This window comes from Silvanigrella aquatica (assembly GCF_001907975.1).
GTDB classification, from domain to species: Bacteria; Bdellovibrionota_B; Oligoflexia; order Silvanigrellales; family Silvanigrellaceae; genus Silvanigrella; species Silvanigrella aquatica.
The window spans coordinates 1,363,386-1,385,173 of record NZ_CP017834.1 but is presented as its reverse complement, the minus strand read 5'-3'; the positions used below and the strand labels follow the sequence as shown (position 1 = coordinate 1,385,173).

18 protein-coding genes are annotated in these 21,788 nt (G+C 34.2%); 6 read left to right on the top strand and 12 right to left on the bottom strand.

What is annotated here, in order from left to right; genetic code table 11:
* The first annotated feature begins 63 nt into the window (after positions 1-63).
* From speA to AXG55_RS05775, 3 genes are all read left to right on the top strand, one after another.
* Positions 64-1,986: a biosynthetic arginine decarboxylase gene (speA, locus tag AXG55_RS05785; protein ID WP_233231410.1), complete on the top strand. Its 1,923-nt coding sequence runs from the start codon at positions 64-66 to the stop codon at positions 1,984-1,986.
* 73 nt (positions 1,987-2,059) lie between these two features.
* The gene (locus AXG55_RS05780) at positions 2,060-2,980 is read left to right on the top strand and encodes a bifunctional 5,10-methylenetetrahydrofolate dehydrogenase/5,10-methenyltetrahydrofolate cyclohydrolase (RefSeq protein WP_148697180.1); all 921 of its coding nucleotides are present in this window, start codon (positions 2,060-2,062) and stop codon (positions 2,978-2,980) included.
* 179 nt (positions 2,981-3,159) lie between these two features.
* Entirely contained in the window at positions 3,160-3,498 is a 339-nt protein-coding gene (locus AXG55_RS05775; protein ID WP_148697179.1) for a hypothetical protein, read from the top strand.
* Here AXG55_RS05775 and AXG55_RS05770 read toward each other — a convergent pair whose 3' ends face one another.
* The 4 genes from AXG55_RS05770 to lepB form a co-directional block, all read right to left on the bottom strand.
* The gene (locus tag AXG55_RS05770) at positions 3,499-4,371 is read right to left on the bottom strand and encodes a phenylalanine 4-monooxygenase (RefSeq protein ID WP_148697178.1); all 873 of its coding nucleotides are present in this window, start codon (positions 4,369-4,371) and stop codon (positions 3,499-3,501) included.
* A 130-nt stretch (positions 4,372-4,501) separates the two neighbouring features.
* The gene (locus AXG55_RS05765) at positions 4,502-5,530 is read right to left on the bottom strand and encodes a magnesium transporter CorA family protein (protein WP_148697177.1); all 1,029 of its coding nucleotides are present in this window, start codon (positions 5,528-5,530) and stop codon (positions 4,502-4,504) included.
* Positions 5,531-5,637: 107 nt separating this feature from the next.
* Positions 5,638-6,246: a 30S ribosomal protein S4 gene (gene rpsD, locus AXG55_RS05760; protein ID WP_148697176.1), complete on the bottom strand. Its 609-nt coding sequence runs from the start codon at positions 6,244-6,246 to the stop codon at positions 5,638-5,640.
* A 165-nt stretch (positions 6,247-6,411) separates the two neighbouring features.
* Positions 6,412-7,086: a signal peptidase I gene (gene lepB / locus AXG55_RS05755; protein ID WP_148697175.1), complete on the bottom strand. Its 675-nt coding sequence runs from the start codon at positions 7,084-7,086 to the stop codon at positions 6,412-6,414.
* Positions 7,087-7,270: 184 nt separating this feature from the next.
* Between lepB and ileS the strand changes: the two genes are divergently transcribed.
* Both ileS and AXG55_RS05745 read left to right on the top strand, forming a co-directional pair.
* On the top strand, positions 7,271-10,402 hold the full coding sequence (gene ileS / locus AXG55_RS05750; RefSeq protein ID WP_148697174.1) for an isoleucine--tRNA ligase: 3,132 nt from the start codon (positions 7,271-7,273) through the stop codon (positions 10,400-10,402).
* 199 nt (positions 10,403-10,601) lie between these two features.
* Positions 10,602-12,095 (top strand): HAMP domain-containing methyl-accepting chemotaxis protein, encoded by a 1,494-nt coding sequence (locus tag AXG55_RS05745; RefSeq protein WP_148697173.1) that lies wholly within the window; start codon positions 10,602-10,604, stop codon positions 12,093-12,095.
* A gap of 72 nt (positions 12,096-12,167) precedes the next feature.
* Here AXG55_RS05745 and AXG55_RS05740 read toward each other — a convergent pair whose 3' ends face one another.
* The 8 genes from AXG55_RS05740 to AXG55_RS05705 all read right to left on the bottom strand — a co-directional run bounded on the left by AXG55_RS05740 (position 12,168) and on the right by AXG55_RS05705 (position 18,180).
* A complete protein-coding gene (locus AXG55_RS05740) occupies positions 12,168-12,566 on the bottom strand; it encodes a hypothetical protein (protein WP_148697172.1) in 399 nt (132 codons plus the stop codon).
* Positions 12,567-12,792: 226 nt separating this feature from the next.
* Positions 12,793-13,068 (bottom strand): hypothetical protein, encoded by a 276-nt coding sequence (locus tag AXG55_RS05735; protein ID WP_148697171.1) that lies wholly within the window; start codon positions 13,066-13,068, stop codon positions 12,793-12,795.
* 331 nt (positions 13,069-13,399) lie between these two features.
* Positions 13,400-13,723: a hypothetical protein gene (locus tag AXG55_RS05730; protein WP_148697170.1), complete on the bottom strand. Its 324-nt coding sequence runs from the start codon at positions 13,721-13,723 to the stop codon at positions 13,400-13,402.
* 136 nt (positions 13,724-13,859) lie between these two features.
* On the bottom strand, positions 13,860-15,146 hold the full coding sequence (gene tig / locus AXG55_RS05725) for a trigger factor (RefSeq protein WP_148697169.1): 1,287 nt from the start codon (positions 15,144-15,146) through the stop codon (positions 13,860-13,862).
* A 178-nt stretch (positions 15,147-15,324) separates the two neighbouring features.
* Positions 15,325-16,011 (bottom strand): uracil-DNA glycosylase family protein, encoded by a 687-nt coding sequence (locus tag AXG55_RS05720; protein ID WP_148697168.1) that lies wholly within the window; start codon positions 16,009-16,011, stop codon positions 15,325-15,327.
* 119 nt (positions 16,012-16,130) lie between these two features.
* On the bottom strand, positions 16,131-16,892 hold the full coding sequence (locus tag AXG55_RS05715; protein WP_148697167.1) for a fatty acid desaturase family protein: 762 nt from the start codon (positions 16,890-16,892) through the stop codon (positions 16,131-16,133).
* A gap of 74 nt (positions 16,893-16,966) precedes the next feature.
* Entirely contained in the window at positions 16,967-17,467 is a 501-nt protein-coding gene (locus AXG55_RS05710; protein ID WP_148697166.1) for a peroxiredoxin, read from the bottom strand.
* Between the two features lie 11 nt (positions 17,468-17,478).
* Positions 17,479-18,180, bottom strand: coding sequence for a recombination-associated protein RdgC (locus AXG55_RS05705; RefSeq protein WP_148697165.1), 702 nt, complete (start codon positions 18,178-18,180; stop codon positions 17,479-17,481).
* Between the two features lie 301 nt (positions 18,181-18,481).
* On the opposite strand from AXG55_RS05705, the gene AXG55_RS05700 reads away from it, so the two are divergent.
* The gene (locus AXG55_RS05700; RefSeq protein ID WP_148697164.1) at positions 18,482-21,763 is read left to right on the top strand and encodes a collagenase; all 3,282 of its coding nucleotides are present in this window, start codon (positions 18,482-18,484) and stop codon (positions 21,761-21,763) included.
* The last annotated feature ends 25 nt before the right edge of the window (positions 21,764-21,788 follow it).

The following is a 21,788-nucleotide window of genomic DNA, read 5'->3' as shown; positions in this document are numbered from 1 at the left end:
TTTCCTCTCCCGCAGATCTTTGCGGAAATTCTTTCTAACTCCTTTTTTGTGTGGGGTATGACGATGATGAAAAACGTCATTCAAGAATCTCGTGACCTTTACGGTATCGATGATTGGGGTTCCGGTTACTTTGGTATTTCTGATAAAGGAACAGTGGAAGTTTATCCCTTCGGAGATAAACAAGTCTCGGTTGAGCTTTCAAAAATCCTTGATATAGCAGCTGAGAAAAAGGTCAAAACTCCTTTGATTGTCCGTTTTCCTCAAATTCTTGACACACAACTTACCAAGCTCCAAAACGCCTTTCGCGGCGCCATGGAAGAATTTAAATATGAAGGCGAATTAAGAGCCGTTTTTCCATTTAAAGTAAATCAGCGCAAAGAATTTATTGATGACCTCGTTAGCAGCGGTAAAAAACATATTTATGGCTTAGAAGTAGGTACAAAACCTGAACTTTTTGCAGCATTAGCTTATGATATTCATCCAGAAGCACTTTTTGTTTGCAATGGTTTTAAGGATTCACATTTTATTGAATTGGCCTTCGACGCTAAGAAAATGGGGAAAAATGTTGTTCTCGTTATTGAAGGTACAGATGAACTCAAATACATCATCAATTACGCTAAAAAAGTAGGTTATTGCGTTGATATCGGATTGAGAGCCAAGCTTTATGCCAAAGGCTCTGGAATGTGGGAAAAATCCGGAGGAATTGGCAGTAAATTTGGCTTAAATAGCGTTGAAATGATGGAAGCACTTTACTTGGTTGAAGAGGCGGGACTTAAAGATCAACTTGCTATGATCCATTACCACATTGGCTCCCAAATTACAGAAATCAAACGTGTGAAAGCGGCTATGAAAGAAGCGGCTCGCGTTTATGCAAAAATATTAAAAAGCGGTTTCAACCTCCGTTATCTTAATATTGGAGGCGGCATTGGAGTCGATTATGATGGCAGTAAAACAAGTTTTTATGTCAGCCATAACTATACCATGCAAGAATTTGCCAACGATGTTATTTATATAATTCAAGACGTTTGTAAATCTGAAAAATGCAAAGCACCTCATATTGTAAGCGAAAGTGGTCGTGCTGTTGCCGCTTATCATGCTGTCTTATTAACCGATGTGCGCGAAGTGGAAAAAACAGGAGGCAACTTAGAAGAGTGGAAAATATCTCCAACCGATCACAGACTCCTTGCCGACATGATGAACTCCGTTGCCTATATGAACGGTAAGAATTTTGTTGAGTATTACCATGATGCCCTTCAATATCGCGACGAATTATTCACTTTATTTAATTTAGGATATTTAGAAATTGAAGAACGCGCTAAAGCGGAAGTGATTTATTACGCCCTCTGTAATAAAGCATTAAGCTTTTACCGTAATTCCGGCATGCAACTAGAAGAATTTGATGAACTTGAAAAAAATCAATTCGGTAAATACATGGCAAATTTCTCTATGTTTCAATCCATTCCAGATACTTTAGGAATTGATCAGTTGTTTCCTGTTATGCCAATCACACGTCTCGATGAAAAAACACAGCACCATGGTGTCATTATGGATTTAACCTGTGACAGTGATGGCTGCCTTGATAAATTTGTCGATAAAAGAGATGTAAAGCACTCTCTCGCACTACATATCCCAAAGTCAAATGAACCCTATTATATTGGATTCTTTCTTGTGGGAGCTTACCAAGAAGCTTTAGGCAACAATCACAATCTTTTTGGTGCTGTGAATGAGCTTATTGTGCGCATCAATGAAGAAGGCCAAATCATGCCCGTGGAAGAAGTCAAGGGCGAAGATGTGGGCGAAATCTTAAGAATTATGAATTACCGCGACGAAGAAGTTGTCAAGGGTTACGAATTACAACTCAAACGTAATGTTGCTGCGGGAGTTATTCCTCAACAAGAATGCGATCGCATTTTACGAAAGGTAAAAGGATTTTTTAGCGAATATCCTTATCTGGAAAGAAAAAGTTCTCTAGAAATTATTGATTGATATCATCCCCACCCCCCTTTCTCTAAGTAAGGGGGGTTTTATGTTTATAAATTAGAATAATGTTGGAGGTTTCATGAAATTTTTTAAACGCGCGCAGGAATCAGGATTTATCATTCCTGATTTTTCTAAAACAGTAAAATATTTTGAAAACTCACAATGCAAAATTCTAGATGGTAAAATATTAAGCGCGAACTTTGTGGAACAGTCACAAAATTTAAGAAGAGATAAAAAAATACCTTGCTTAGCTGTTATATTAATTGGAGAAGATTCTGCTTCCAAAGTATATGTAAATAATAAAATTAAAATTTTTAAAGAAGCGGGATTTGAGTCAAAAAGTTTTTTAATATCCAGCGATGAAGCGCATGAAGAAAAAATCATTGAATTAATTCAAACCTTAAATCATGATAAACAGATTGATGGCATTCTTGTACAATTGCCTTTACCCAAGGGCTTAAATACAGAAAAAATATTAAATTCTATTACATTATCAAAAGATGTTGATGGTTTTTTAGCACACAATTTAGGAAGTTTAGCAACGGGAGAATTCAAGAACGCCATTGCTTGCACTCCATTTGGTATTATGGCGATGTTGTTTACTTATGGAATTCCTCTTTCTGGTAAAAATGCTGTTGTCGTTGGCAGAAGTAATATCGTCGGAAAACCAATGAGTTTGTTACTATTAAGTGCTGATGCTACAGTGACTATAGCTCACTCAAAAACCCAAAATTTAAAACAACTTTGTCAAAATGCAGATATTTTAATTGCGGCGGCGGGACAACCAGAATTCATCACCTCAGAATATATTAAATCCGGCGCCGTTGTTATTGACGTGGGAATTCATAGAAAATCTGATGGAAAACTCTGTGGTGACGTAGGTTTTGACGTTAAAAATATAGCTGGAGCACTCACTCCTGTTCCTGGAGGGGTCGGTCCTATGACAATTGCTATGCTCATGTTAAATACAGCTCTTTCCGCATGGAATAAAAATAATTGAATTTCACCTGATATTTTAAAATCAAAATTGACAAATTATTAATTCTCTGCTATGTGTGAACATATATAAATATTTATATTATAAATTCACATATAACACTACTTAATTCATTATAAAATTAAGCATATTAAAAAATTAATTATTTTAATTCATTCCTAGAATGAATAGGAGAATTTATAATGATAAAAAAAACATTATTTTCAGCTTCATTTATTATTTCATTAAATGCAAATTCATTAGAGATTTCTTGTCCTACACTAGATCAAGGTCATTATTCATCACAAAGTAACTTAGACTATAGTTGGAAATTTTACAGTAGAGATTTTGAATTTATTTTGCAGCCTTCATTTTACCTAAGTAAAAAAATAAAATGGCTTGAATTTGCAAATTTTCAACTTGAAAGTCCTATTCTATTTTGCAGCGGCGATTATGAAAATGGATATATTTATTCTGTTAGACTCGTCAATGCTAAAAAATGCGATAATAAAAATGAGGGTTTATTTAAATGTTATTTATAATTAAATAAACCCTTTTTTAAAAGCCCAATTTCTAAATTCTGTTTCTAATTCATCAAAGGACTCAATTTCAAAAAGTTGATCTTGCATGTGATGAATATCAAATTCAGTATTTGTAATACGTTCTATGTCAAACGAGTGTTTTGTAACTTTATCTGATAGACTATATAAAATTTCACCACAGGAAGAAGCAATTCCTGCTCCATAAATTCTTGTCAATGCAGGATCTCTTTTTTCTTCCCAATGAGTTGTTTCGTTAATTAAACCAAATTCAACTGTAAACCAATAAATACGATTGAACCACATCACTTCTTCTTCTGTTTTCGCACGAGAACCCGCAATGCCAAATAAATTAAAAAATTCTGCAAATCTTTTATTTGTAATCATAGGCAAATGACCAATTTGATCGTGAAACGTATCAGGCGCGGGCGTATAATCGATTTCATCCATGTGACGAATGAAATCAGTGCAAGGAAACAATTTATTAGCCAGTAAGGCAAAGAAATTCACAGGAGAAACAAGACCTTCCACGCGAATGATTTGCCAATCAGTGCATTTTTTTAACGCCTCGCTAGAGCGGGCAAGCAAAGGAACCCTATCGAGAGGAAACTGCAAGTACTGAATCCCTTCCATATATTCTTTGCACAAATGACTTTGAATTAATTCCTGCTGCTTTTCATACATTTTTTTCCAAGTTAAATGCTGATCTTGAGAGTAAACAGGCGCCATTATTTTTGATCCTATGGTTCCTTCCACAGAAGAACTTGGAATAATGGGATAGGAAGATTTCGCTTTGTATTCAACCTCTATTGAAAGCGCACCTTCAGGAATGGGAACAGAAGAAAGAGTTTGCTGTTCTTGCCGATCTGATTTCATATTTACTAACCTATTCAAATATTTATTTTACTTATACATCCCAAAAGCTTTCCCATGATTATACACCACATGATAGCTCGCTTTATTAAATCATATTATGCACACTCTCTCAGCTTCTCTTGATGTTTTTTTATTCATCTTCATGATGCTGATTTCCCCATTTAAAATTATTTTTTTGAATATCCTTACGCCTGGTTAAAAAAGGAAAATGTAATTTGATTTTTTTATCATGCCGTTTTCTTTTTAAACGAATTTTTTCTCTTCTATATTTACGATAAATTAAAAAACTCAAAATGCTAATAGGGGTGCCCACAATTAGACAAAGCCCTAGTATCATGAACCATTTTTCATGAAAGGGCATTCCATCAAAGTTCATGCCAAAAAACCCTGCCCACATGCTCATGGGTAACAAAAAAGCAGAAAGTGTCGTTAATTTTCTCATTTCTAAGTTAGATCGAGCACTTGAAGATCCATAGTAGACATCCATCAAAGCAATGGATTGAAATCTTAAGTGAGTGATATCTTGTAATATGCGCGTATTGTGATCTTCAATATTTCTTACCTGGAATTTTTGCTCAATATTAAAATCAAACTTTTCAAGATGGTGAAAAACACTCGCTATGGGACAAAGGGACTGCTCGAGCTCTACAACCAAATATTTTATTTTCAGCATTCTTTTAGGATTGATATGCTTGGATATGATTTTTTTTTCTAAGGAATGCATGATGTATTTTAATGAATGCACGTAATGCTCGGTATGCTCCACAAGCGATGTGAACATTTGGCAAATAGCCTCATTAAGAATAATGCTTTGCCCCTTTTGAAAGCAGATTAGCTTCCAACTAGGAGCTACATTTTCAGGAACCTTATCTGAAATTAATATTAAAAATTCGGCGCTAATGACAATATAAAGCTCAATGGGTGCTTCTAAGACAGGATGATAATAGTGCCATACGACAAATTGATAATTTCCAAAAGATTCTACTTTTGCTCTTTGATTTCTGTGGAGGCAATCTTCCATGGTCAGATAATGCAATTTAAAGCGAACAGAAAGCTCTTGCATTTGCTTGTTCGCTTCTATGGGAATTTGACTTAGAATCACTTCTTCATAAGCATAATTCCGACCATGAAATTTTTTAGTTAAAACAACTTCAGACAAAAAAAAGCCCCCGCTTGTTTTTATTGCTTCCTTCAGACAAAGGATTTAATAAAATTCTACGAATAAGTTTTCGTAAAAAAGCGGGAGATTCTTAAGAAAAATGAAAATTAACCGCGTTGTGCGTAGTATTCTACCACAAGACGCTCATTTACATTGAGAAGAACTTCTTCACGTGAGCAAACACTAACAACAGATGCTTGAAGCTTGTCAGAACTGAGGCTCAAGAATGCAGGTGGTTGTGCGTTAGAACGGTGAACAAGGTTATTCTTAACAAGAGCCATAGTCGCTTCTTTGTTTGTAGGAATAATAACTTCACCTGGCTTGCATTGGTAGCCTGGCATATTCACTCTACGACCATTGACATGGACGTGACCGTGACGAACAAGCTGACGTGCCGCAGGGATTGTTGGTGCAAACCCAAGACGGAAAACAATGCTGTCAAGACGCATTTCGCAGATACGAAGAAGAGCTTCACCTGTAAGGGTTTTTGCCTTACGAGCTGCTTTCACGTAGCGTTGCATTTGTCTTTCTGTAAGACCGTAGTTAAAGCGAATTTTTTGCTTTTCTTCAAGAGCAAGAGCAAATTCAGACTTCTTTTGTGGAGCCGCGCCGTGTTGTCCTGGGCGTGATTTCCTTTTGATTTCTTTGTTTGTAAGCCCTGGCAAAGTTCCGAGGCGACGAGCGATGCGCATGCGTGGGCCAGTGTAACGAGACATATGTACTAAGTACCTCCATAAAATGTTCAAAACACAGGCGCACTATATGTTTTTTATTTTCATAAGGAAAGCCCTTATTGAAAATCTTTGCATGTTTTTTTTAGCGCCTATGCCTTTACTGTAACTAATTAAAAATATTAATGTAATTCTCCAATGCTTTTCACACTATTCGACTCTCTGAAAGAAGCGGCTCGTGCGAAACTCAGGAAATAAGCCATTATTTCCAGCGGTTGAGAATAAAACAAACCAAGCTTTACCATACAAAGCTTTTTCATCCACAAAACCAAAAACGCGGCTGTCAACAGAACTATCACGATTATCACCAAGTACAAATACTTTATGAGGGGGAACGATAAATCTTCCGGACTCAAAATACGTACTTCCTGGCTCCTGCGACATAAGTATTAAATGTGAACGCAAATGTAAATCTTTATTTTCTTCAATAATTACATTATTTTGATAATGCCTATAGGGAGAGTTTCCCATGTAACTCTGAGAAACCTGCTGCCCGTTGATAATCACAATGCCTTTATAAAAAGAAACCACATCACCAGGCAGAGCAATCACGCGTTTTACAAATGTACCCTGACCATTTGGAGATTCAAAAAAGACCACATCCCCTCGCTTAGGACTTCCCCACGTCATCAGCGGGGAATCTAGAAAAGGTAACCATAAACCGTAAGAAAGCTTATTCATCATTACCCGATCACCAGGTATGATGTTCGGTAACATTGAAGGCGTGGGTACCAAATAAAAACCCATGACAGATGTTTTCAGTAAAATAAAAAACAAAATAAAAGCGATAACCCACGCAAATTCACTAACGTAATTCTTTTTCAATGAAGCTCCTCACACATTTAATTTAAGGAAGTGCAACAAGCAAGCCTGATTTTGCTATACACTTACATTCTTTTTCGTGAAATTCCAGCTAAAAAACTGTACGAATGCCAACCAGATTTGCTATACCCATCAGAATACCGGAATTCTCGGTTTCCAGTCGCAACAAATATCTTGGGAGCTTTGCATGCAAGTCGAAAAACCAGCCAAGGGTATAGATTTCCCTGCTGTAGAAAAAGAAATGCTAAAAAAATGGGATGATGAAAACATTTTTCAACGCAGCATTTCTGAACGCCCTCAAAACAAAAAATACAATTTTTATGACGGGCCTCCTTTTGCTACAGGCTTACCACATTTCGGCCATTTTGTACCCAGCTCCGTAAAAGACGCTTTTCCCCGCTATTTTACAATGAAAGGCCACAGAGTAGAGCGTCGCTTTGGTTGGGACTGTCACGGTGTCCCCGTAGAACTTCTCGTTCAAAAAGAATTGGGACTCAACGGAAAACTAGATATTGAAAAATTTGGAATTGCAAAATTTAATCAAGCCTGCCGAGAATCCGTTGTCCGCTATACAAAAGAGTGGCGAAATTACATCCGCCGCTTGGGGCGCTGGGTCGACATGGATGACGAATACCGCACCATGGATCCTGAATTTATGGAAAGCGTCTGGCACGTTATTAAAAAATTATGGGATAAAGGATTAATCTACGAAGGCAAATTTGTAGTAAGTTATTCAACAGCCCTAGGAACAACTTTATCTAATTTTGAAGCAAGTCAAGATTATAGGGACATTCAAGATCCCTCTTTAACAATTAAAGCAAAATTAAAAGGAAAACACGCGGGCAAAAGCCTTCTTGTTTGGACAACAACACCTTGGACTCTTCCCGCCAACTTTGCGGTGGCTATTGATGCCAAAGGAATTTACGCCGAAGTTCAAGATACAGCTTCAAACGAACACTTTTATATTTTAAAAGAGCGTATATCGGCCTATTGGCCTAAGGATAATACATACTTAATTGTCCGTGAATTTACGGGCGAAGAATTGGTCAATACCTCATACGAGCCTTTTTTCGAATCCTGGATAGACAAAGGCGGGAATAATTCATTCAAAGTTTATGCAACAAATTATGTCTTACACGACACAGGTACCGGCGCTGTCCACACTGCTCCTGCCTTTGGTGAAGACGATTTTCATGCGGCACAACAGTATCAACTGCCTATTTTCGATCACCTCGATTCAAACGGTAAGTTTATCGAAGGTAACTTAAAAGAAATTATCGGACTGGATTTCAAAGCGGGCGATAAAATTATTATTGCTGACTTAAAGAAACGTGGTTTTGTCTTCAAACATGAAACCTTCGTACACAGTTATCCGCACTGCTACCGCTCTGGTGTTCCTTTAATGTACCGCGCTGTTCCTTCTTGGTTTGTAAAAATTCAAGAGAATAGAGAGTTGTTACTTAAAATGAACTCTGAAATAAATTGGGTACCAGAGCATATAAAAACAGGTCGATTCGGGAAATGGCTTGAAAATGCCAGAGACTGGAATATTGGACGTTCCCGTTATTGGGGAAATCCTATTCCTGTTTGGAAAAATAACGAAACAGGAGAGACTCTTTGCATAGGATCTATTGCTGAATTACAAAAATATACAGACAAAAAAATCACCGATCTTCATATGGAATTTATCGATGACATTGTCATTCCTTCAAAAAAACATCCTGGTACTTTATTAAAAAGAGTTCCCTTTGTTTTAGACTGTTGGTTTGAGTCAGGATCTATGCCCTATGCGCAACACCACTATCCATTTAAACGCGCTGAAGAATTCGAAACTCTTTTCCCAGCTGATTTCATTTGCGAAGGACTCGATCAAACAAGGGGTTGGTTTTACACATTAACGTTATTATCAAGTTTATTATTTGAAAAACCGGCATTTAAAAATGTAGTGGTAAATGGCCTTATTCTTGCAGAAGATGGCCGTAAAATGAGTAAAAGTCTTAAAAATTATCCCGACCCTATGTCGACCCTTGACGACTTTGGTGCCGACTCCGTCCGCCTTTTCCTATTGTCCTCGCCAGCAACAGTGGGTGAAGAAGTCCGCTTTAGCATTGAAGGCGTAAAGGAAAGCACGCGACGTGTATTGTTACCTTTGTGGAACGCCTACTCGTTTTTTGCAACCTATGCTTCCATCGACAAATGGAATCCGGAAACCCAAACGGTTGAAAGCAAAAATCAACTGGATAAATGGATTTTGTTACGTTTAAATGAACTCATTAAAAACGTGGATGAGTCCATGACATCTTATCAAATTGCAAAAGTGGCTCCTGCTCTAGTTGAATTTTTTGATGACCTTAACAATTGGTATATCCGCAGAAGCCGCCGCCGTTTTTGGGAAAGCAATCAGGAAGCTTACTCCACGCTATACAAAGTCTTGCTCCAAGCAACGCAAATTTTAGCTCCTTTTGCTCCTTTTACAGCAGAGTATTTCTTTGGCAAGCTTGCCCTCACCAAAGAACTTAAAAATGTGGGCAGCGTTCATTTATCCCTTTTACCATCTCATCGCGAGATGACCGCAGAAGAAATGGAACTTCTAAAAGATGTTTCTATTTCTAGAAGAGTTGTTGAGTTAGGACGTACTATTCGTGTGACTCACAAACTCAAAAATCGTCAACCCCTGCAAAAACTCACAGTTGGTGTTCTATCGAAGGAATTTGGTGCACAAATTCTTAAATTAAAAGATGTTATTTGCGAAGAGCTTAATGTAAAAGACGTCACTATTACTTACGATCCTTCTGAACTAGCTAAAATTATTGTGAAACCTAATTTTAAGGTTCTTGGCAAAACCTTGGGAGATCGTATTAAAGAGCTCCAATTGTTACTTTCTGATTTATCACAAGAAAATGCGGTGAAAGCACTTCGTAAAGAAACAATTCAAATTAGCGATTTTAAGTTAACAGCAGATATGGTCACTGTGGAATTACGCCCCAGCGGCAATAACCTTGTTGCTACCGATGCTGAGGTTGTGGCAGCTCTCGATCCTGTCATTAGTGAAGAATTGCGCTTAGAAGGCATTGCGCGTGAACTTGTCAGCCTTATCCAAAAAGCTCGTAAATCGGCTGATTTCAATGTTGAAGACAAAATGTATTTACAAATTACAGCAAGTCCCGAACTCAAAAAGGCTATTTTATCAAATAGCGCATATATTGAGGACGAAACCTTATCAATAATTGTAGATCAATTGCCTTCTGCACCGCAATATCAAACAGATTTAGACTGTGAAGGTGAAAAAGTTTCTATTGCATTAAGTTTAAGTCATTAAAAGTATTAAATTTATATTTTAATGCTTATTTATAAACGTGTATCCACAACTATACTGTGAGTACACGTTTTTTTAATCTAAAAATTCGAATTTTTCTACTACTTATAAAAGTAAAAAATGTCAAAAAAATTATATCAAGTTAAAAAAATTAAATTCGATAATAAGTATAAGTTTTCTTAAACTTGATAATTAGGTTTATATGAGCAATAAAAGTCTATCTTTTAAAATATACTTATCAATATCAGTATTGTTTCTTCTTATTTTTATTACAGCAATTTATTCTATTTTCATGATTAATAAAACACAAGACTATTCGGCTGAAACAGAAACAAATTGGTTACCAAGCATTAATTCTGCTCAAAAAATGCAAGCTGCATTTTCTTCCATTAGTAGAAGACCTCTTCGCATTATTTTAGAAATATCGGAAGAAGAGAGAAAAAATGGCTATGTAGTACTAAACAAGTCCATAGAAAATTTTTTAAAGGAAAAAAAGAATTATGAGCAATTCATTTCAGATCCAGATGAAAAAAAAGCTTATGAAAGTTTAAATAATGCTTGGATTGAATTTTCAAAAATTCTCGATAAAACCTTAGATGAAACAAAAAAAGGTTTAAAACAAGAGGCATTTAAAACATTTAATAATGAAGGTCGTCCATTTCAATTAATAATTGAAAAATCACTACTTAATATTGCAGAAATTAATAATAAAGGCGCTATTGAATCCACCAAAAAAGGAAAAAACCTAACATTTTTAACTTCAATTACTATGAGTATCATTCTTGTTATTGCAATCACCATATTAATCATTATTTTTAGAATGGTGTATAAAACTACTTCATCCATTGATAGTGGAATTAAAGAATTAAAAATACAAAGCTATAAAATAAAAGAAATAGGCATATTATTAAACAAGAGTTCAAAAACATTATCCGAATCCGTTTCAAATCAAGCGGCATCCGTCCATGAAACTACTGCTGCTATTAATGAAATTACAAGCATGGTTAATCGCACCTCTGAAAATTCAAAAGAATCCACTCAAATTGCGCAGCAATCTTCTGAAAAATCTGTTGAAGGTGAAAAAATCATAAAAGAACTTGTCAATTCTATGGAAAGTATTCAGGAATCGAACTCTCAGTTGCAAAATATCTCTGTTATTATAAACCAAATTCATACTAAAACCGCTGTCATTAATGACATTGTTTCCAAAACAGAGCTCTTGTCACTCAATGCTTCGATTGAGTCGGCGCGTGCTGGTGAACATGGTAAAGGATTTGCAGTTGTTGCTGAAGAAGTTGGAAATCTTGCGAAAGTAAGCGGTAAATCAGCCTTAGAAATTCAACAACTGATAACAAGCAGTCAAGAACAAGTTAATAAAATATTGAGTATAACAAAAGAAAGAATAGATGAAGGAAAGAAGGTAACAGGAAAAGCACAAGAAATATTTCATCTGATATCAAAAAATATCAATCTTTTAGCAAATTCTATGAGGCAAATTTCCGATGCCACCCGTGAGCAAGAAATCGGTGTCAGACAAATTTCTACAGCTATGGAACAGATTGATAAAGTCACTCAAAAAAGCCAAGAAAGTTCTCAAATCACTTCAGTATCTTCAGAAAATGTTTCTGAACAAAGTGAAAAATTAGAATTGACATCAAAGAAAATTGAAACTCTTATAAATGGCAAAGCAACTTAAAAAGAAAATACCTTCAAACAAAATTTGAAGGTATTTTCTTTTATTTCAAGAATAAATCTAATGGAATTTTAATTACAAGAAAATAGCTTTAAATTCGATGGCAAAAGTAAAATCAGCGAAGGTTCCGGGCGAAAGTGAAGAAGTTCTCAGTTGTGGAGTTAAACTCATATCAATATTTTTTACAACATTGGTCTTTTTAAATTCAATAGGCTCTTCAACTTTTTTTCGAACTATTTCATAAGTCGTAAAGACTTCTTTTAATTCATCTTTGTTATAAAATTCAGGGGAAAACAACTTACTTGGTTCTACTATGATTAACTTTACAGATGAATTCATATAATCTTTACCCGTTACATTTAAATGTATATGCGAGGGAGAGAATTTTTCAAGCTCATTTCCTTTAAAAGCAAAAGCCTTAGGAGTCATTGCAAAAACAAATAACAAAAAAATATTTTTTGATAACCTTATCAATATATTACCTCTATGTAATTTAAAATATTAAGGAAAAATGAAGTTAAGAAGGAAGTATAAATGCAGTGTATAACCACAGGAAATCAGATAATTATCAGATTCAGCACTTTAACATAAATTTTATGTAAATTATATAATTATTTTTTAAATTTTAGGAATTTTATTTTAAAATATGTGATATCAAATACTTATAAACAGAATATAAGTACGCTTAATTACTTGGACTTTAAATTCGATCTAATCTATTAAAAGTCTTATCTTTTTTCTTTATTAGACTTTTTGAAGAATATTTATTTAAAGAAGAACCATGAAATACGACAGAGGCAATGCATTTATCTTCACAACCATGTTTTTCAGCCATGAGACCACGTAATTTTCCCAAGGCAAAAGGTTTAGAAGTCGTAACAGATTTCCCACATTTTTCACAATGAATTGTTTTTATTTCAATATCATATCTTTTAGCCCAAAGATGATAATCTTCTATGGGATATAAAATAGCCATAAACAATTCCTCCATTTTATTTTAAAATTAATTAAAATTTAAATGTTTTCATTTGAAATAAAAATATTAATTATCATTAAATACAAATAATATTTTGTGATTGAAAAAAATTAATAACTCATTTTGTAATGAAAAATTATTAAGCTCTTACAATATTAATTTTATCTTATGTGATGATATTTCAAATAATATTAATTGTCAACTTATCTCAAAAGAGGTGTATTTATCACTAAATATCTAAAAAATAATATTCTATTTTATACATTATTAAATGAAGATAATTAATAAAAAAACCACCCGTCGGGGTGGTTTTCATAGATTCGAATACAAATTAGTTAGAAGCTGGGGCTGCTGCTGGGGCTTCTGCTGCTGGGGCTTCGGTCTTAGCAGCTTCAGAAGAAGACTTTTTAGCCTTTTTCTTATGAGCAGTTTTGTGTTCTGCTTTTTTATTTTTGTGCTCAGCCTTTTTATTTTCAGCTGGTTTCGCATCTGGAGTAGCTTCTGCAGTTGCTGCAGGTTTCGCTTCAGGAGCAACCGCCGCTGTAGGAGCTGCCGCTGTAGGAGCCGCCACAGCAGGAGCGGCAGCCTCTTCAGCAAAAGCAGAGAAAGAAGTGAGAGCTAAAGCAGAGGCAACAAGAGTAGAAATAAGTTTCATAATAAAACCTCCAAAATAAGTTCTACCTAAAAGGGGCAGATGAATGTAAGAGGAGCAAAAAAATTATGCTCATTTATTACAAACGGACTGATTTCAGATTTTATTCCCACAGCAAAAACTTTTTTTACAAGAAGTTTTATTTCTCGCTTGTGTATTCTATTTTTGCAGTCTCAAGAATTTTAGCAATAACTTTACGAATCATTACTTGACCACGGAATTCATCATATACTTGAGCGCCGGCACGTTTGATGAGCTCACGAGGATCCATACGATTTGCCATAGCGTAAGAAGCCATATCGCGAAGCATTTCTTCATCAGAAACTATGATGCCTTCTTGACGCGCAATATGTCCGAGAGCGAGAATGCCGCGAACTTGTTTATTTGCCCATTCACGATATTTTTCACGAACTGCTTCGTCATCATTTTTAAGTTGTGAACCTTTTGGAGTGTTTGCATTGGCTTCTGCAATAGCTCTATCAATGGTGCTTTCAATTAAGCTTTCGGCAACATCAAATTCATTTTTAGCAAGAACATGATCGACAACTTGTCCAAAAGCAACATTGGTACGTGCTTCTTCGTTCGATTTTTTGATAGTTTCGCGGATGCTGGTTGATGCCTCATCTATGGTTTTATGCCCAAGGCGCTTTGCAAACTCTTCGTCCAAAGGGGCAGAAACAATGGTTTCAACAGCATTGAGAACCAAATTGAACTCAACCGTTTTCCCTTTAAGATCGGCCTCTTGGTAGTTTTCAGGATAAGTTACTGCAAATACTTTAGATTCATTTGGCTTTAAGCCTAAAATGGCTTCTTCGATGGCTGGCAAATTAGAGCCATTGAGTTCGATAAGTTGGCCTTTTGCCTCTTTTTCATTAAGAAGTTGACCTTCATGCGTAACGGTGTAACTTACATTTGCCACATCACCTTGAGCAACCGCTCTGCCAGATTCGTCTTTCTCAGTTTTTCCAAGAACACGAGCATAACTGGAAAGGAGTTTTTCAAGCTCATTTTCAACATCAATATTTAATTTTTCATTCATTTTAATAGAGATGTCATTATAATCTTTCATCTCAATTTTTGGATTGATGTCTACAGTTGCAGAGAAGGCAAAATCATTATTTTCTTCAAATTGATTTTCAGGTTCAATATGAGGATAGCTTACAATTTGAAAATCAACTGTTTTTGCGGCATCAGAATAAGCGTTATTGATTACTTTATCAGCAGCTTTTTTTACAATATCGCCCAAATAAAACTTACGGATAAGAGCTTGCGGCGCTTTACCTTTACGAAAACCACGAATTTCAGCGGTTTTTTGAATTTCAGAAGCGACTTCTGAAAAAGCGACTTTTATAGAAGCAGCTGGCACAGATATTTTAAATTTGCGACGAGTGCTGTTAACTTCTTCAATAGTTGAGGAATATGTCATTTTTTGTTCCTACTTACGTGTAATCCTAGAATAGGATGTTGCCCTAAAAATTGCCAAGTCCGAAAAAGAGATCGAAGCAAACGCTTTTTGATTAGCTTCGATCAATTACTAAAGTGAGGCTAATAGGTCAATACGGAAGTGCATTTTCACACAACAAAGCTGTCAAAGTCGCAAATTTTTAAGGCACTGACGAGGCAGACTTTGCTAGGGGAGATAAAGTTTGCCAAACCTGTCGCCGCCAGTGAGGGAACTCATTTAAATCTTTGAAACTCGACAGGAAATAAAGTTGTGTTGTTTTGTCTAGAGAATACTGAAATGAGAAAGAAGACGTGTTTTCAACCAGAATGTCTTGCGAAAGGGAGCCTTTCAAAGCCAAAAGGGAATGTAAGGCACGATAACCAAAGCAAAGAATAATCTGTGGATTTACGACCGCAATTTCTTCTAAAAGGTTTTTAGAAGAACAACCTGCTTGACAAGGAGAGGGCAATCCTTTTTCAGGAAAGTACTTTATGGCATAAGAAAAATGACAATTTTCTTGAATTTCAAGCTTATTTAACAAATTTAATGCAATCGCGGAACAGGGCGAATTTTTTGAAAAAACCTCCGTTGACTCAGAGTCTTCCTTATTTGGAAAATCGGAGAGTACAAAAAACGGCTTATGCTCAAATGAGGAAGCCACAACAGCACGTCTCTCACTTGCATAGCAAGAGCATTCTTGGCAATTTTGAACAAAAGGATAAAAGCGATTGCTGGGCAGTTCTGCTACTTGGGAAGCGGAAGGAATTGGAAATCTACCAACTCCTTCCACAATATTCGAAATGAGTTTCTCTTTTACCATTTTTTGAATAATTTGCAAGTCATTCATAATCTCAAAACTCCCCTAAAAGGATGAGGCACACCCTAAATTCCCTAATTTATTTATTAAAATTTGTAAAGTGGGCTTGGATATTTACTTTTAAATATAAAAAAAAATTAAAAATAAGGTTAGATTAGTTTTTCAGCAGCTTTAATACCAATATCTTCGCGACGTGGGAGTGCTCTAGTATATTTTGTAATCAAGCGTTCCAGGCGAGGAAAAAATTGAATGCGCGTTAAAATGGGGTTCATCCAACCCGTTGTAATACAATAATATTTATTAAAGGGAACAGTGTGGTGAATTTTATGGTGTTCAGGGTTTAAAAAAATCCGTGTATTTTGCAAAAATTTTAAAAAACGATTAGGGTTTGGCGTATGAGACCACTTGTGAATTTGATTTGTAAATAGAACAAAAATAGTCATAAAAAAGACAAAATAAATTAAAAAAGAAGTTACTTTATAATCTTTTCCCATATTCAAAAATAAACAGACAAATAAAATAGGATTTCCTGCTAAGGCACAAGCCGCGTTGGTTTCTATGAAATCGTGACGCGTAATAGCATAAGGATCGACATGATGTTCGCGAAAAGGTCTGATTAATGCAGGACCAAATATAGGGAAATCAACGGAACCCCATGTGTCACCAGCCCAATGCACGACACCACCAATAAAATCACTAAATATCCAACCAAGAAGAGATGCGGGGAGAAGCAAATACCATAAATCGGGTATAGAAAGAAAAATGCGATATAAAATAATTCCCGTGGAAACAAAAAAGGCGATCAAAGCGAGACACTCAACAACGCGAAACCATTTCGGATAGCCGCTGGCAAGCTCTTCCTTATTTATTTGAACAATTTCAGAAAAAGAGGACTGATTGTGATCATCCATTTTTCACACTCCTTTTGGCAAGAGCTTAGAGGAATTACATTGTTCTAAAATATTAGCCCAATTTGAAAATCAAATCAATTTTTTTGAATATTCTTTAAAACATTAAAAACTTCTTTTACATGATCTGTTACTTTAACTTTTCGCCACTCTGCCACCACAAAACCCTCAGGATTAATCAAAAATGTAGAGCGTTCTACCCCCATGTATTTTTTTCCATACATACTTTTTTCCTTCCAAACTTCAAAAGCTTCACACATTTTAAGTTCCTCATCAGAAAGTAACAAAAAAGTAAGATTTTCTTTTTCAACAAATTTTTGATGACTTACACAGGAATCTTTACTCACTCCCATCACGTTGCAATCAAGTTCTTTAAATAATTTTAGCTTTTTTTGAAAGTCGTTTGCCTCAATAGTACAACCCGATGTCATGTCTTTAGGATAAAAATAAACAACATGCCATTTTCCTAATAAATTTGTATTTGTGTACTTATTGGAATGCGTGTCAATAACAGAAAATTTTTTTACTTTATATGGTTTTTCTAAGATGGGCGATATTACTTTTTTTGCAATAGGCATTTCAATTTCTCCTAAAATAAAGGCGCTTCATTTGAATCAACATTTTTCTCATTATGATTTTTACGAACATCGGCGGTCGCCAGAGAAATGGGAGAAACATCAAAATAGGGCTGTGTGTCTATTTTTAAACCTAATTGAATCCGCTCAAAATCAAGTGCGGCCGTGCCTGGATTAATGACAACCAGCGGAAGTTCAAAGGCTTCTGTGAAAATCTTTTCAAACTCACACACAACGGAAGGCGAAGCGGATGTCAACCATATTTGATTTGTATTTAAATGCCACAAAATTTCAATAAGCCTGACAGAAGGTAAAGTACTTCGCAATAATTCATCTTTTAAGCGATCCTTAACGGAGTCGCGCACCTTTTTTCCTACTTTTTTGATAACTCCCTGGGCGTTTTCACGCTCATGACCTAAAGCATCGAGTGCAGCACGAAGCTGTAACTTCATATAAGTCGCAGGTATTTTTTTCTTATCTTCTCTTATTCCAAAAACAAAGACGTTCTCATAAATAAGTCCATGAGGATTTTCAATTTTAGATTCTCCCGAAAAAGGATGACAAAATCCAATCGCTTCCTCACGCACATCATCTAAGTCAAGGGGAGAAATAAAATGCTTTTGCATCCGCTCCAATATCCAAGTCATTGAAATATCTTTGACGGGGGACAAAATTTGAAAACGCTTGATAGCAAAAGATCCTGTAGCAATAGGCATATTTAAACTCTCTATGTATAAAAATGGAATCCCTATGTTTAGGGCAATGCTAATCTACAATTTATATTTTAAAACACAATCAAAAAATTAAGCGCTAAGAAATCCATAATCTAAAATTTATTAATAAATACCACCAAATTTATAATTTTAAAATTATTTATTATTTTTTCAATAAAAAAACAATCATTTTTCCATTATTAACAAAAAATTTTAATTAAAAATTGATTTTTTTTTTTAGCTAATTTAATGAATTTTTTTAACATTCAAAAGATTGAATGGTTATCTTTACAAGGAGTTTGCCATGAGTATCATTTCCAAAAAAAAATTTAATAAAAGTATTAGATATTTAGCTAGTTCTATGATATTATCAAATCTCCCTTCGTTATCTCATGCCTCTCCTCAAAAATCTCCTGATGAGACAATTGCTTATTGCCACGATTCTTCACAAAAAATTATTTCTGACATGTTGACCCACATCGATTTAAAAGAAATTGAAGAAAATAAAAATTCAAATGAGAATATGAGGAAAATATCTTTTATTAATCATATTTCTTCATTAGAAACTTCATGTTTAGCAAAAGTAAAATTTTCATCTCCAAATGAAATAAAAACAATCTTTAATAAAGATATTATGCTTGCTGTTACTAAAACTGCGAATTATGAAGTTACACAATTTAATGAAAAAGATTTTAAAAAACTTCTTAATTTAGTTACATTTTTAAATATTGGATTTTTCCTACAATCTGTTAATTCAGAATACATTCCTGATTATCATTCAAAAAATGAATTTAAAAATATTATTGGAAGTTTAGTTCATCGCTTTGCAAATGCTTTAATTGGAAAGCATTTAAATAATAGAGATGAAGATTTTAAAAATCTATCAAAGCAAATGTTTGATTTAATTCACTCCGCAAAAACTTTTGAGGCATCACTGCCACTCATTGAATATGTGATTCAAAATTCAGAGTTTTTGAATATCACAGATCAAAGTCCTCTTTATGAAGCTGTTTTATCCATTCAAAGAGCTTTAGCAGCTTCACATGATGCAGGAGGAATTTATTTTAATAAAAATAGACAAATATGGCAAAAAAACAAAGACAATATAGATATAAAATCAGATGTAATTGTAAAAAACTTAATACAAATCGTGAACAGTATTGAAAATATAGAAAATAAAAGCACTCTTTCTCCTGAACTACAAAAAAATTATGTCCGTGAATTAGGACGCTTTTTAAGATACGAACATCATCGCGAAAATATTACATCTGTATTAAAAAATTTAATCTTAAGAACAGAACGTAAAGATATAAATAAATTAGAAAGCCCGACAGCTTACTGGATGGAAGCAGTGAATGCTTTATCACAATACAATATTTTGACTGAAAATAATTGTAAAGAATTCATAGATAAAAATGGCGAAAATATTTGTGATTCTAAATCAATTTTAAATAAAACATTATTCCAAAATTCTTTTAAATATGATGAAGGAAAAATTATTTTCCACACATCACTCAGCAAACAAGAAATCGATGGTCTTTATCATTCTATAAAACAGATAGAGTCCGTTTATAAAAATACCATTCAAAAATTAAATTCTAGAAACAACGATCCCAATGAGAGGTTGCAAATTTTTCTCTATAAATCATATGATGAATATATGAAATACAAGTCTTATATTAGTGATTTAAGCAATGCTGAAGATGGTGGTATTTATATTGAGTCCATTGGTTCCTTTTATACTTATAGCGGTGATATTGGAGTGACTGACAGAGTTCGCCACGAATATGTTCATTATTTAAATGGTAGATATCTCATGGATGGTATTCACGGAAGAACCACATTATTTGATGGAAAATGGAACCGAATGTCTTGGTTTGAAGAAGGATCTGCTGAGTTTTTTGCAGGTGCTACACAGACAAAAGGTGTTCAAATTCGTGCGCCTATTGTCGAGAATCTTAAAAATCAAACCATTCGACCTATAAAAGAAATTATCAACTCAACTTCAAAAACCATTCCTATTCATGAATTTTATAATCAAAGCTATGGCATAGTTTTGTTTTTACATTTTAAAAATCCTGAAATATTTCAAAATATTTTAAAAATGATTCAAGAAAATAATGTAAAAGGATATGATAATATTTTTGAAAATCTATCTAATAATAGTCAAATTAACTTAGATTATCAAGAATTTATTAAAGAATTAATAAATGGTTCAAAAAATTATTCTTACTTAAATCAGCATGAAAATCATAATTTTCAATATATCACTTTAGACACCTCAAATTTATCTCATTCCTTAGAATCTATTCAAAAGATATTAAATTCCAAATTGCAAATTAATGGTTTTATAATTAATAATTGCAATGTTGTTGCAAGTTCCGAGTTTGAAAATTCTCAAGCACGTTTTGGCTGTTTTGGAGAAGTAACATTACCATTACAATCATCAACAATCTTAAAATTAAATCATTCATTAGAAAATCTTAAGCAAGATAATAATAAGCACGCTAATACCAACTGTATGTTTGATGACCAAAGTAAATTATATTGCGAAGGTTCTCTGCAAAGTGCAAGTTTTTCATTTATTCCTGATAGCAATCAAATCGAAATTAGAAAGCATAATTCAGAGCAATTGAAAAAAATATTCCGAAACTCACAAGAACATTTTTACTTTTTTGTGGGTGATACCTTAACAACGCAGCTTTTTGAAAATCATCAAAGAACAGCAGCAAGCGGTTATAATTATATTAAAAAACAAGACCCTCAAAAAGGAGTCTTTTCCGTAAATCAAAATGGTGAAATTAGCTATGAAGACAAAAGTTCAACTGATAAATCTAATGTAACAGCGGTCGTTTCTATTAGTGATAATAAAAAAACGCCAATAGTTGATGATAAAAATGACCATGAAATTCATGCAAAGATATTCAAATTTGAAGAGCTTGATGAGAGAATGTTTAACAGTGAATTATTTTTCGATGCTTTAGGACATGTATCAAATTCATTGTACAGAGATGAACTAGAAAATAAAGATGGTTTTACTTATTTCGACAATAAATTTAGAAGAGATTACGTAAATGATTTGGATTTCGAAATTATTGAACAACCCAAATTTGGCAGAGCTGTTATGGAGGGTCGTTACATTATTTCATATCAAAAATATGATAAAAAAAATGAAGAAAATGACAGTTTTAAAGTTCGTGTCAGAAAACATAATAGTCATTTTAAAGTTATTACTATTCAAATTAAAAAATATGTTGCAAACAAAATTGTTGATATTGAATTAGTTAACTCAACCCCCATAATACCTGTTACTATAAATCTTGATGAAAATGGAATTGCGAATCAATATGTTTACAAAGACATTGAACATTTATTAGATAGTAATTCACACTATAAATATGCATTTATTGAAGAACCCAAGTGTCAAAGTGGACTTATATTAGAAAATTATGGAGCGATAGTATATAGAAAAGGAAACAAATGTCCCACCACACCATTTAAAGATGAAGCAACCATACTGATTCGAAAAGTAACAAATTCCGAAAATCACCCGCCTGTTATGAGATTGCAAGTGACATTCGAATAAAAACCCTCAAATTTAATCAACTCTC

Coding starts and splice junctions, on each gene's coding strand:
- speA (WP_233231410.1), top strand. CDS start 64: ATGATGAAAAACGTCATTCAAGAATCTCGTGACCTTTACGGTATCGAT.
- AXG55_RS05780 (WP_148697180.1), top strand. CDS start 2,060: ATGAAATTTTTTAAACGCGCGCAGGAATCAGGATTTATCATTCCTGAT.
- AXG55_RS05775 (WP_148697179.1), top strand. CDS start 3,160: ATGATAAAAAAAACATTATTTTCAGCTTCATTTATTATTTCATTAAAT.
- AXG55_RS05770 (WP_148697178.1), bottom strand. CDS start 4,371: ATGAAATCAGATCGGCAAGAACAGCAAACTCTTTCTTCTGTTCCCATT.
- rpsD (WP_148697176.1), bottom strand. CDS start 6,246: ATGTCTCGTTACACTGGCCCACGCATGCGCATCGCTCGTCGCCTCGGA.
- ileS (WP_148697174.1), top strand. CDS start 7,271: ATGCAAGTCGAAAAACCAGCCAAGGGTATAGATTTCCCTGCTGTAGAA.
- AXG55_RS05745 (WP_148697173.1), top strand. CDS start 10,602: ATGAGCAATAAAAGTCTATCTTTTAAAATATACTTATCAATATCAGTA.
- AXG55_RS05735 (WP_148697171.1), bottom strand. CDS start 13,068: ATGGCTATTTTATATCCCATAGAAGATTATCATCTTTGGGCTAAAAGA.
- AXG55_RS05730 (WP_148697170.1), bottom strand. CDS start 13,723: ATGAAACTTATTTCTACTCTTGTTGCCTCTGCTTTAGCTCTCACTTCT.
- tig (WP_148697169.1), bottom strand. CDS start 15,146: ATGACATATTCCTCAACTATTGAAGAAGTTAACAGCACTCGTCGCAAA.
- AXG55_RS05720 (WP_148697168.1), bottom strand. CDS start 16,011: ATGAATGACTTGCAAATTATTCAAAAAATGGTAAAAGAGAAACTCATT.
- AXG55_RS05715 (WP_148697167.1), bottom strand. CDS start 16,892: ATGGATGATCACAATCAGTCCTCTTTTTCTGAAATTGTTCAAATAAAT.
- AXG55_RS05710 (WP_148697166.1), bottom strand. CDS start 17,467: ATGCCTATTGCAAAAAAAGTAATATCGCCCATCTTAGAAAAACCATAT.
- AXG55_RS05705 (WP_148697165.1), bottom strand. CDS start 18,180: ATGCCTATTGCTACAGGATCTTTTGCTATCAAGCGTTTTCAAATTTTG.
- AXG55_RS05700 (WP_148697164.1), top strand. CDS start 18,482: ATGAGTATCATTTCCAAAAAAAAATTTAATAAAAGTATTAGATATTTA.